This window comes from Curtobacterium sp. B18 (assembly GCF_000333375.1).
GTDB lineage: Bacteria > Actinomycetota > Actinomycetes > Actinomycetales > Microbacteriaceae > Curtobacterium.
Map to the genome: position 1 here is coordinate 1 of NZ_BACZ01000133.1, position 10,582 is coordinate 10,582.

The following is a 10,582-nucleotide window of genomic DNA, read 5'->3' on the forward strand; positions in this document are numbered from 1 at the left end:
CATCGACACACCGTCGTCGTCGCGATCCCGGGCGCCATGGACGCACAGCTCGACCAGTGGCTCTTCTGGGGCGCACTGGCGCTCTCCCTCGCGCTCGCCTTCGTCGTGACGACGCCGGTCAACCGCTGGATGATGAGCCGCGGGCTCGGTCACGCCGTCGTCCACGCCCACCACTGAGCAGCCGGTGCCCGCGCTGCCGGTCGAGCGTCCGCCGTCGGGCCGGACCGACGACGGACGGGAGGCGCGGTGCCAGCTGGCACCGTGCCTCCCGTCCGACGGCCGCTCGCGCCACACGCGATGACCGTCCGCCGGCCCCGCGGAGCGGGATCCGCTACCGGGCGCCGGCCGTCCGCAGGGGCGAGCACGCCGCGACGAGGACGGCGGCGACGAAGACGACGGTCACCGCGGCCAGGGCGACGCCGTCTCCGGCGACGGTCATGACGGCACCGCCGCCGATCGCTCCGACGGCCGCGAGGGTCCGGTTCGCACTCCGCACCGTGCCGTTCGTGCGACCGAGGAGCGCATCCGGCGTGACGCTCTGTCGGAGGCTCATCTCGTTCGCGTTCTCGCACCCGGCGGCCGCGCCGTGCACCGCGAAGGCGACGAACAGGACCGCGACGGCCGCCGGGCCCGTCGTCGCGGCCACGGCCGCGAGGGTGACCGCGGCCCAGGCCACCGGGTAGGCGGCTCGTGCGGCGATGATCGTCCGTCCGGCACCGAAGCGGGTCCCGAGCCAGGGTGCCGCGGTGGCGCCGAGGAGCGTCGCGACGCCGCCGACTGCGATGATGCCGCCGTACACGGCCGCGGGCAGGGCCAGGGTGCGCAGCGCGAAGGTCGCGAAGACGGTGAGCGCGGCGGCGTTGGCGAGGAACCAGAGGTGTGTGGAGAGCGCCAGCGGGGCGAGCGTCGCGTGGCCGTAGGTCCAGCGCAGGCCGTCGGCGATGTCACTCCGCAGCTTCGAACCCGGCCGCCTGAGCGCGGTCTCCTCGACGACCCGGATCCGGGCGACGAGGACGGCGTCGACGAGGTAGCTGATCGCGTCGAGGGCGATCGCGACCGGTGCGGTCACGATGCTGACGAGCACGCCGCCGAGCGCCGGACCCACCGTCTGCGCCGCTGCGTCGCTCTGGTCCACGCGCGCGTTCGCCGCCGTGAGGAGCGGGCGCGGCACGATCCGGGGGAGCAGTGACTGGGTGGCGGCGAACCCCGCGACGGACGCGACACCGAAGAGGAACAGCACCGCAGCCGTCACCCAGAGGTCGAGGAGCCCCGCCCACCAGAGGAGCGGGATCGTCCCGAGGCAGACGCCGCGGAGGATGCTCGCCCAGACGAGCAGCGGCTTCCGCGGGACACGGTCGACGGACGCGCCGATGAGCAGGCCGAAGAGCGCGTAGGGGACGAACTGGGCAGCGTTCACCAGGCCGACCTCGACGGGCGTGGCGTCGAGGACCGTCACCACGAGAACCGGGATCGCGACCGCGCTGACGGCCGATCCGAACGCCGACACGGTCGCGGCGGTCCAGTAGGGGCGGAACCCGGGGACTCGGCGCAGCGTGGTCACGTCGTCACCCATGCGCCAACGCTCGCAGACCGCTGTCGCGCGGGCAACCGGGCGCGCGCGGTGGACGGGGCCCGGAGGCGCGGGTGACGCCCGTCGGTCGGGTCAGCCGAGTCCGGTGCAGTGCGCCATGACGGCCTGCTGCACCGGGAGCAGGGACGCCTTGAACGCGTGCCCGACGAACGCCGGGTGCGCCACCGCGTCGTCGCTGACCTCGCGACCGCGGACGAACGGCGGGCACGGTGCGAGGCGGACGCCGGCCGGCGCGGTGTCGAGGAGGGCCGCCGTGATCCGGAAGGCTTCGAGTGCCTCGGCATGCCGCCCGGGGCCGTCCGTGAGCACGACGTCCGCCGTCCGGATCGCGGTCGCGAGGTCGTCGGTCCACACCGCTCCGGGGGTCACGAGGCCGTCCGGACAGCACTGCACGAGGTCGAGCCGCAGCACTCGTGCGGCCTCCTGCCAGGCCCTGGAGATGTTCCCGTCCGCTCCCACGAACAGGAAGCGCAGGGTGCCGAGGTCCGCGCCCGAGCTCCGGAGCGCGTACAGGTCCGACAGGACCTCGCACGGGTGGTTCTCGTCGGTCATGGCGTTCACCACGGGGAGCACGCCGGCGTCGGCCAGGCCCTCGACCACGGCGAGGTCGTGGTGGCGGACGACGAGGACGTCCGCCCACGAGGCCAGGTAGCCGGCGACGTCGGCCAGGGCCTCGGGCTTGTCGAGCGTCGTGTCCGGGAAGACGATCGGCTGGAGGCCCATCGCCGCGGCACCCCGCTCGAAGGTCACCCGGGTGCGCAGGCTCGTCGCGGGGAAGAACATCACGGCCGAACCGTCGGTCGTCGGTCCCCGGCCGTCGCGGTAGGCGTCCGCGAGGGCGAAGACCTCGGCGACGTCGTCCACCGTCCAGTCGTCGAGCCGGGTGAGGGAGCGCATCCCACCAGCGTAGGGAACGGTCGGGTCGGAGCGGGTCGGTGCTGCCGTTCAGGGCTCGCCGAGTGCCGTCAGCACCCGGGCGCGGAGACCACTCGGATCACCGGTCCGTCGGTCGACGAGGACCGCGCGCATCCCCACCGACCGGGCCCCGGCGACGTCCCGCACGGGGTCGTCGCCGACGAAGAGGCACGCCGTCGCGGGAACGCCCAGTTCGTCGGCGAGCACGTGGAAGGCGCGCGCGTCGGGCTTCTGGACACCGATGCGCTCCGAGGTGCACACCACGTCGAAGGCGGTGTCGAGACCCGTCACCCGCAGCTTCTCGGACTGCTGGGCGGTGGTGCCGTTCGTCAGGAGGCCGAGACGGTGCCCCCGGGCGCGGAGCTCCCCGAGGAGCGGCAGGACGTCCGGGAAGACCCGCCAGGCGGCTCGGTAGGCGCCGAGGTACTGCTCGAACACGACGTCGACCCCACGGTCGTCCCGGGGCAGCGCGATCCCGAGCGGGGGCATGACGGTCCGGAGCCGTTCGCGCCGCTGCTCCTGGAAGCCGATCTCGCCGGAGCGCCAGCGCTCGAACTGCGTGTCCTCCGCGTCCGACCAGGCGTCGAGGACGGACGGGGTGACGGTGACGCCGAGTCCGGCGAGGAAGGCGGCGGCACCGGCACGCGCGGCGCCACGATGGTCGAAGAGGGTGTCGTCGAGGTCGAAGCCGACCGCTCGGGGCGCGCGCACGTGGCAAGGGTACGGCGGCTCCGGCCGACCGTACGATGGCCGGGATGGACAGGACGGACGACGTGACGGCGGCCTACGGGCGTCGCGCTGCGGAGTACGCGGAGCTCCTCGGCTCGATGGCGTCCGTGCACCCGTCCGACGAAGCGCTCGTGCGGGCGTGGGCCGCGACCGTCGACGGCCCCGTGCTCGACGCCGGGTGCGGGCCCGGGCACTGGAGTGCGCACCTCGCCGCCCTCGGCCACGACGTGCGCGGGATCGATCGGACCCCGGCGTTCGTCGACCACGCTCGGCAGGCGCACCCGGGCGTCGCGTTCGCGGTCGCGGACGTCGACGCGCTCCCCGACGAGCCGGAGCGCCTCGGTGGGGTCCTCGCGTGGTACTCGCTGATCCACCACGACCCGGACGCGCTCGGGCGTCCCCTGGCGGAGTTCGCGCGGGTGCTGCGACCGGGCGGGCAGCTCCTCGTCGGGTTCTTCGCCGGCGAGCGCGTGGAGCCGTTCGACCACGCCGTCACCACCGCGTACCGCTGGTCGGTCGGCCACCTGGTCGGCGAGCTCGCCGCCGCCGGCTTCGAGGTCGTCGCCACGTCGACACGGGATGCCGACGCGCAGACGCCCAGGCCGCACGGAGCAGTCTCGGCGCGACGCCGGGGCGGTCCGTCCGCGCCGCGCTGACCCGGGCGGTCAGAGTTCGCCGGGAGGCCCGGACTGCCAGCGGACCCAGGCCTCGAGCTGCGCCTTCGCGCTCTCGAGGCTCGTGTGCGACCCCGCGAGGTCGCCGTGTCGGAGCCGCACGATGTACCGCGACCCGAAGACGACCGTGCCGATCACGTGGGAGCCGCAGCGCGCCTCCCAGGTCCGTGCGTCCACCGAGGCCCAGCGGACGTCATCGGTGTCGGACTGCTCGGAACTGGAGAGGGAGGTCATGGTGCTTCCGGTCGCTGGACGAAGGGATCGTTCCGGCGGCCGTGGACTGGGGTCACCTCGTCGAACGCTAGTCCCCGACGGCTGAGCGGTGGACCGTGCACCCGCCGCCACCAGCTCGGGTCCGGCGCTCAGGGGAGGACGAGTCGCCGTTCCACGACCGCGCGGGCGACGTCCGCGAGCAGCAGCTGGTGGGAACGGGCGTACGCGCGGAGCATCGCGAACGCGTCGTCCATCTCCACCTGGTGGGTGTGCGCGACGAAGCCCTTCGCCTGTTCGATGACGACCCGGCTGTCGAGCGCGCGCTGGAGCTGCTGCTGCGTCAGGGTCGCGTGCTCGAGGGACCGCTGCTGCAGGATGCTGATGGTGGCCACGTCGGTGAGCGCCTGGGCGGCGAGCGCGTCGTCCCGGTTGAGGGCACCCTCGGCTTCGCGAAAGAGGTTCAGCGACCCGAGCGTGGTCTCGCGGAGGCGCATCGGGATCGAGTGCACCGAGGCGTACCCCGACTCGGCCGAGGCGCGTGCGAAGGTCGGCCACCGACGCTGCATCTCGGCGGGGTCGCGGCCGGAGACGGTCGTGCCGGTGGCGAAGCACTCCACGCAGGGCCCCTCGCCGGAGTCGAGCTGGAGCAGGCCGAGGAAGCTGGACCGTTCGCTCGTGGACGCGAGCACCTCGAGCTGCTGCTCCTGGTTCACGAGCAGGATGCCGGCCGCGGAGGCATCGAAGATCTCGACGACGCTGTCGACGAGGTTCTGCAGGAGCTCGACGACGTCGTAGTCGTCGACGAGGGTGTCGGTCAGGGCGACGAAGGTGTCGACGAGTCGGTGCTCGCGAGTCGGTGCCATGGTGCGTGCTCCCTAGGTCTCGGAACCGTACGGCCGGGCGAGGTCGAGTCGGCGTGCGATGACGTCCGCGGCGACGTCGCGGACCGGTCGTTCGGTGGCGAAGGCGTGCGCGCGGAGGACCAGCAGCGCATCCTCGACGCTCACGCCGAGTTGCGCGGCGGCCATGCCCGTGGCCTGGTGCACCTCTCGTCGTGAGTATCGTCCGTTCTCGGTCGCGGTGTGCTCATCCGCGGTCGCGGCGACGAGCGCGCTGCGGAGGACGCGGCGAGCGGCGACCTCGGTGAGTTCGACCGCGCCGCGCACCTGGGCGGCGGTCAGGGTCAGGTCGTGGCCGATCGACAGGTCGACCGCGCCCACCGGGATCGTCCCGATGCGCATCGGGAAGGAGAAGATGGCGCCGACCCCGGCGCTCAGCAGCCCGTCGAGCGCGAGGGGCCACCGTTCGACGGGCGTCACCCGCAGATCGGGTTCGAGGACCGGCCGACGGGTGTCCAACGCCTCCCAGCACGGGCCTTCGCCGAGGTCGAACTGGATCTCGTCGACGCGTTCGGCGAGGGCGTCGCTGGCGAACACCGTGGCGGTGCCGAACGGGTCCCCGAGCGTCGAGATCCCGACGGTGGTCACGGGCAGTGTGGCGAGGAAGGGCGGACAGAGGTCCGAGCCGTCCGGCGCCGCCTGCATGGCGGACGCCGCGGCCGCGTAGTCGTCCATGGGCGGGCACCGCTCTCTGTCGGGTGTCCGGGCGGCGGTCGGTCGCACGGTCCACACCGGGCGCTGATCCGTTGCCCGCACCCCCGACGCTAGTGCACGCCGGGCGCCGCCGGGACGAACCGGATGCGTTCCGCAGCGCGTGTCACGTCACGCGGTCGGGCACCGACGGTCCAGGAGGCGCGGGTCGGCTCAGCCGACCGGCCGGTAGATCGCGATGGGGGGCGCCTGGTCGTCGCCGTCGTCGTGGCTCTCGCCGGAGGACAGCCAGGTGCGGCCCTCGTGCTCGATCGTCGTCGGCAGGTCGCCGTGCACGAGGATGCGCACCGCGGGCCGGTCGCCGTCGACCAGGTCCACACCGTGGGCCTCGGTACCGCCGGGGTTGTCGTGCACGTAGCTCATGGTGCGATCGAACTCCCTCGGCCTGGTAGTGTTCTCGTGTACGCGGATGTGGCGCAGTGGTAGCGCATCACCTTGCCAAGGTGAGGGTCGCGAGTTCGAATCTCGTCATCCGCTCGGTACACGAAGGCCCCGGTCACCCGACCGGGGCCTTCGTCATGGGGACGGCAGCCGTTCCCGGTCCGGGGGCGCAGGCTTCGGGTGCCCGCGCCCCTCGGACGCGCGGGCCACCGTGCCCACTCGAGCGCCTGCGGATGGGTGGTCCGGTCAGCGCCCATCGAGTGATCCGGAACGGGGCGTCGTCCGGATGGGTCGACTTCCGCCAGCATGCGGTTTCCCGCACGGATCCCGCACGTCCGCGCGCCGACACGGCGTGGCGCTCGCGCTCCGTTCGCCGAACGCCCTCAGTCGTCGCCGGGGGTGACGCGCGCGCCCGGGATGCCGATCCAGGGCCCTCCCGGGACGTCGACGACCGTGACGAGCACGTCGTCGCAGTGCGGGCACCGCGCGACGACGCCCATCGGACTGGCGTGCACCCGCGTGACCGCGAGTGCCCCGACCGTCCGGCACCCGGAGCACCGGAGCGTGGCCACGGTCGGGTCCGGTCCGAGGAACCCGGCGAGCGCCCCGGCCAACGCGTTGCCGTCGAGCATCGTCATGCGCTCCCTCCGAACCGTTCGGCGCGGACGTCGGTCGTGTCGTGACCGAGCTCGCCGAGCCAGGTGAGCACCTGCTCGACGAAGGGCGTCGACCCGCAGACGTAGACGAGGGCGCCGGCGTCCGGCGGGAACACCGCGGCGGCGAGGGCGTCCCGGGTGAGCCGTCCGGCGGGGGTCGTCGCACCGTCCGGGGCCCGGCGGCTGTACACGACGGTGGTGTCGACCCCTGCGGCCTCGGCCCGGTCGAGCTCGGTGCGGAAGAACACGTCGTCCGGGGTGCGCACGGCGTAGAGGAGCCGGAACGGTGCCGGGTCCTCGGCCTCGGCGTGCGCGGTGGCGATCGCGGCGAGCGGGACGACCCCGGATCCGCCGGCGACGAGCTGCACCGGGCGGTCCGACACGCCCGGGCGCCAGACGAACCAGCCGCCGAGCGGACCGTGCACCTCGAGGGCGTCCCCGACCTCGACGGCGTCCACGAGGAAGGGGGAGACCTCGCCGTCCTCGACCCGGTCGACCGCGAGCACGACCGAGGTCGCCGTGCCCGACGATGCGATCGAGTAGGAGCGTGACGCCTGGTAGCCGTCCTCGGCCGTCAGGCGCAGGTCGAGGTGCTGTCCCGGGTCGTTGCCCGGCCAGGTGGGGACGTCGAGGACGATCCGTCGGGCGTTCGGCGTCTCGGGGGAGACGGCGGCGACCGTCGCGGCGTGCCAGGCCGGCCGCCTGCGTGCCGGTGCCGACGTCGGCGGGGCGATCCGTGCCTCCAGGCCCTCCACGGCGCTCACCAGTACCGCTCCTCCTTCCACGGGTCGCCGTGCAGGTTGTAGCCCGCGTTCTCCCAGAACCCGGGCTCGTCCTCGGACTGCATGACGATGCCGCGCACCCACTTCGCGCTCTTCCAGAAGTAGAGGTGGGGGACCAGCAGGCGGGCCGGCCCGCCGTGTTCGGGGGTGAGGGGCTCGCCGTCGGCCTCGAACGCGATCCACGCCTGGCCGTCGAGCAGCTCGTCGAGCGGGACGTTCGTCGTGTAGCCGCCGAAGCTGTGCACCATGCAGAAGTCGAGCGATGTCTCGACGTCCTCGAACAGCCGGTCGAGCGGGACGCCCCGCCACGGCATGTCGAGCTTCGTCCAGTGCGTCACGCAGTGGATGTCGACGGTGACGTCCTCGACCCCGAGCGCGTGCACCTCGTCCCACGTCCAGGTGTGCAGCTCGGACTCGGTCCGGATCGAGAACGCCCAGTCGGTGGGCTCGATGTCGGGGGTGGCGCCGGCGGACAGCACGGGCCAGTCGCGCACGAGCGTCTGGCCGGGCGGGATGCGCGGATCATCGCGGTCGTCGCGGCGACCGCCGAAGCCTCGGGTGAAGGTCGCCATCGGTGCTCCTCGCTCGCGCGTCCGGTGACCGCGTGGTCGCCGCTGTCGTCGATCATCCCGCCTCCGACCGGCCCTCGTGTAACGGCTTGGTAAACGTTCCCGCGCCCGTGGCGGGGCCGCACTGGACCGCTCGATCGCCCGCAGCCCGCGGATCCGGGGCCGTCCGGTGCGCCGTGCGGGTCCGACGCCGGGCTTGGCCGCAGGCGATCCGCCCTCTATCGTTCACCGGAACGATTACCAGGAGGGGTCACCCCGAATGCCACCCATCGTCCACGAACCCCGGAACGCCCGCGGCCCGAGCCGTCGCGCGGTCCTCACCGGCGCCGCCGGCTTCGCCGGCCTCGGCCTGCTGACGCTCACCGGGTGCAGCTCCGGCGCCTCGGCCGGCACCACCGACCTGCCCGAGGCGGCCGCCACCGGGACCGCCCGGCGCGGCGGTCGGCTCCGCATCGCCCGTCCGGCAGCCTCGGCCGCCGAGACGCTCGACTCCGCGAGCTCGCTGTCGGCGTACGAGTACCTCGGCGCGCTCTACAACCGGCTCGTCAAGCTCGACGAGCAGGGCCGGACCGTGCCCGACCTCGCCGAGGAGTGGTCGGCGAACGCCGACGGCACCGAGTGGACGTTCCGCCTCCGCCGCGGGGTCCGGTTCCACGACGGGTCGCGCTGCACCGCGGACGACGCGATCGCGAGCATCCGGCACATCCTCGACGAGAAGACCGGCAGCCCGCAGGCCGGGGTGCTCGGCGAGGTGATGGACGCGCGCTCCATGACCGCCGTGGACCCGTACACGCTGCGGTTCGCGCTCACGAAGCCGAACGCCGAGTTCCCGTCGCTCCTCACCGCCTACCAGTGCTACATCGTGCCGGCGGACGCGATCACGGACATCGGCCGGACCGGCATCGGGACGGGGCCGTTCCGGCTGTCGTCCTTCACCCCGGCGGGCGCCGGCAGCGTCGAGGCCTTCGACGACCACTTCGCCGGTCGCCCCGCGCTCGACGGGATCGACTTCTTCTCGATCCAGGACACCACCGCCCGGGTGAACGCGCTGCTCGCCGGGCAGATCGACCTCATCTCGCAGACGAACCTCGACTTCGCGACGGCTCGGGTCGTCGCCGCCTCCGACCGCGCGACCATCGCCCGCTCGAAGAACGCGCAGTGGTACACGATCCCGATGCTCGCCACCTCCGAGGAGTTCCGCGACCCGCGGGTCCGGCAGGCGATGAAGCTCGCGTACGACCCCCGCACGATCGTGGACACCGCCCTGCAGGGCACCGGCTCGCCCGGCTGGGACAACCCGGTGCCGCCGCAGCTCGCCGCGTTCGTGGACGACCACCGCGAGTACGACCCGGACAAGGCGAAGGCGCTGCTCAAGACCGCCGGCCGGTCGGACCTCCGTACGTCGATCTACACGTCGAGCTACGAGTCGGTGTTCACCCCGATGGCGGTCGCCTACCGCGACGCCGTCGCGGACGCGGGCATCCGCCTGACCGTGCAGAACGCCAGCTCGGACTCGTACTACACGCAGATCTGGATGCAGAAGCCGCTCATGGTGAGCTACTGGTTCACGGGCCGTCCGATCGACCAGCTCCTCAACCAGATCTTCCGGTCCGGCTCGTCGTACAACGAGAGCGCGTGGTCGAACGAGCGGTTCGACGGGCTGCTCGACGACGCCCGTGCCGAGATGGACGACGCGAAACGCCTGACCCTCTACCAGGACGCCCAGCGGCTCGTGGTCGAGGACGGTGCGGACATGACCCCGATGTTCGGCGACCGCCTGGTCGGGCTGTCCCGCGACGTCGTGAACTACTCGGAGTACGGCTTCGAGTTCGACTACCTCCGGATCGGACTGCGCCGATGACCCCCACACCCCGGCGCACCGCGCCGTCGGACGTCCTCGTCCCCGTCCTCCGCCGCCTCGGCATCGCCGTCCTGACGGTCGTGCTCGCGTCGCTGTTCGTGTTCCTCGCCGTGCAGGCGCTGCCCGGCGACGTCGCGCAGCAGCTGCTCGGCCAGAACGCCACACCGGACGCGGTCAAGCAGCTCCGGGAGTCGCTCGGGCTCGACCAGAACGTCTGGCTCCGGTACCTCGAGTGGCTCGGCGGCGCGGTGCACGGCGACTTCGGCACCTCGCTCGTGAGCGGGGAACCCGTCGCCCCGACCCTCTTCACCGCGTTCCGGAACAGCATGCTCATCGCCGTCCCCGCGATGCTCGTCGGCGTCACCCTGTCGCTCACGCTCGGGGTCGTCGCGGGGGTCCGCCGCGGCCGCGCGTCCGACCGGGTCATCTCGATCGTCAGCCTCGTCGTGATGAGCGTGCCGGAGTTCATGGTCGCCACCGTGCTCGTGCTGCTGTTCGCGATCGGGCTGCCGCTGTTCCCCGCGGTCGTGCTGCGGGGGAGCGACGCCACGGTGGCCGAGCTGCTGCCGACCATCTGGCTGCCGATCATCGTGCTCACCCT

At 73.0% G+C, this 10,582-nt stretch carries 14 protein-coding genes and 1 tRNA gene; 5 read left to right on the top strand and 10 right to left on the bottom strand.

Annotation, left to right across the window (positions count from 1 at the left end; translation table 11 throughout):
- The first annotated feature begins 24 nt into the window (after positions 1–24).
- Positions 25–177: a DUF4396 domain-containing protein gene (locus I5E_RS23230; protein WP_261974851.1), complete on the top strand. Its 153-nt coding sequence runs from the start codon at positions 25–27 to the stop codon at positions 175–177.
- Positions 178–331: 154 nt separating this feature from the next.
- Here I5E_RS23230 and I5E_RS03600 read toward each other — a convergent pair whose 3' ends face one another.
- The 3 genes from I5E_RS03600 to I5E_RS03610 form a co-directional block, all read right to left on the bottom strand.
- On the bottom strand, positions 332–1,573 hold the full coding sequence (locus I5E_RS03600; RefSeq protein WP_022905787.1) for an MFS transporter: 1,242 nt from the start codon (positions 1,571–1,573) through the stop codon (positions 332–334).
- Positions 1,574–1,663: 90 nt separating this feature from the next.
- Positions 1,664–2,488, bottom strand: coding sequence for an ornithine carbamoyltransferase (locus I5E_RS03605; RefSeq protein ID WP_022905788.1), 825 nt, complete (start codon positions 2,486–2,488; stop codon positions 1,664–1,666).
- 48 nt (positions 2,489–2,536) lie between these two features.
- A complete protein-coding gene (locus I5E_RS03610) occupies positions 2,537–3,217 on the bottom strand; it encodes an HAD family hydrolase (protein ID WP_022905789.1) in 681 nt (226 codons plus the stop codon).
- Between the two features lie 44 nt (positions 3,218–3,261).
- Here I5E_RS03610 and I5E_RS03615 point away from each other — a divergent pair, with 44 nt between their 5' ends.
- On the top strand, positions 3,262–3,891 hold the full coding sequence (locus I5E_RS03615) for a class I SAM-dependent DNA methyltransferase (protein WP_022905790.1): 630 nt from the start codon (positions 3,262–3,264) through the stop codon (positions 3,889–3,891).
- A 9-nt stretch (positions 3,892–3,900) separates the two neighbouring features.
- Here the strand turns inward: I5E_RS03615 and I5E_RS03620 are convergent, their stop codons facing one another.
- The 4 genes from I5E_RS03620 to I5E_RS03635 form a co-directional block, all read right to left on the bottom strand.
- Complete coding sequence (locus I5E_RS03620) at positions 3,901–4,143, bottom strand: hypothetical protein (protein WP_022905791.1); 243 nt, start codon at positions 4,141–4,143, stop codon at positions 3,901–3,903.
- A 128-nt stretch (positions 4,144–4,271) separates the two neighbouring features.
- Entirely contained in the window at positions 4,272–4,985 is a 714-nt protein-coding gene (locus I5E_RS03625) for a GAF and ANTAR domain-containing protein (protein ID WP_022905792.1), read from the bottom strand.
- Between the two features lie 12 nt (positions 4,986–4,997).
- Positions 4,998–5,696, bottom strand: coding sequence for a GAF and ANTAR domain-containing protein (locus tag I5E_RS03630; protein WP_022905793.1), 699 nt, complete (start codon positions 5,694–5,696; stop codon positions 4,998–5,000).
- A 189-nt stretch (positions 5,697–5,885) separates the two neighbouring features.
- Positions 5,886–6,095 carry a hypothetical protein gene (locus I5E_RS03635; protein WP_022905794.1) on the bottom strand — a complete coding sequence of 70 codons (210 nt, stop codon included), beginning with the start codon at positions 6,093–6,095 and terminating at the stop codon, positions 5,886–5,888.
- 42 nt (positions 6,096–6,137) lie between these two features.
- Here I5E_RS03635 and I5E_RS03640 point away from each other — a divergent pair.
- Positions 6,138–6,209: transfer RNA gene (locus I5E_RS03640), tRNA-Gly, on the top strand.
- 287 nt (positions 6,210–6,496) lie between these two features.
- On the opposite strand, the gene I5E_RS03645 is transcribed toward I5E_RS03640, so the two are convergent.
- Genes I5E_RS03645 through I5E_RS03655 form a run of 3 tightly spaced genes read right to left on the bottom strand, consistent with a single transcriptional unit; the run spans position 6,497 to position 8,123 of the window.
- Positions 6,497–6,751, bottom strand: coding sequence for a DUF6510 family protein (locus tag I5E_RS03645; protein ID WP_022905795.1), 255 nt, complete (start codon positions 6,749–6,751; stop codon positions 6,497–6,499).
- Complete coding sequence (locus tag I5E_RS03650) at positions 6,748–7,533, bottom strand: FAD-binding oxidoreductase (protein ID WP_022905796.1); 786 nt, start codon at positions 7,531–7,533, stop codon at positions 6,748–6,750. The genes I5E_RS03645 and I5E_RS03650 overlap by 4 nt, the downstream gene beginning before the upstream one ends.
- Positions 7,530–8,123: a molybdopterin-dependent oxidoreductase gene (locus tag I5E_RS03655; protein ID WP_022905797.1), complete on the bottom strand. Its 594-nt coding sequence runs from the start codon at positions 8,121–8,123 to the stop codon at positions 7,530–7,532. The genes I5E_RS03650 and I5E_RS03655 overlap by 4 nt, the downstream gene beginning before the upstream one ends.
- A 256-nt stretch (positions 8,124–8,379) precedes the next feature.
- On the opposite strand from I5E_RS03655, the gene I5E_RS03660 reads away from it, so the two are divergent.
- Positions 8,380–9,981: an ABC transporter substrate-binding protein gene (locus tag I5E_RS03660; protein WP_022905798.1), complete on the top strand. Its 1,602-nt coding sequence runs from the start codon at positions 8,380–8,382 to the stop codon at positions 9,979–9,981.
- On the top strand, positions 9,978–10,582 hold a 605-nt coding region (locus I5E_RS03665), incomplete at its 3' end, for an ABC transporter permease (protein ID WP_022905799.1). The genes I5E_RS03660 and I5E_RS03665, both read left to right, overlap by 4 nt.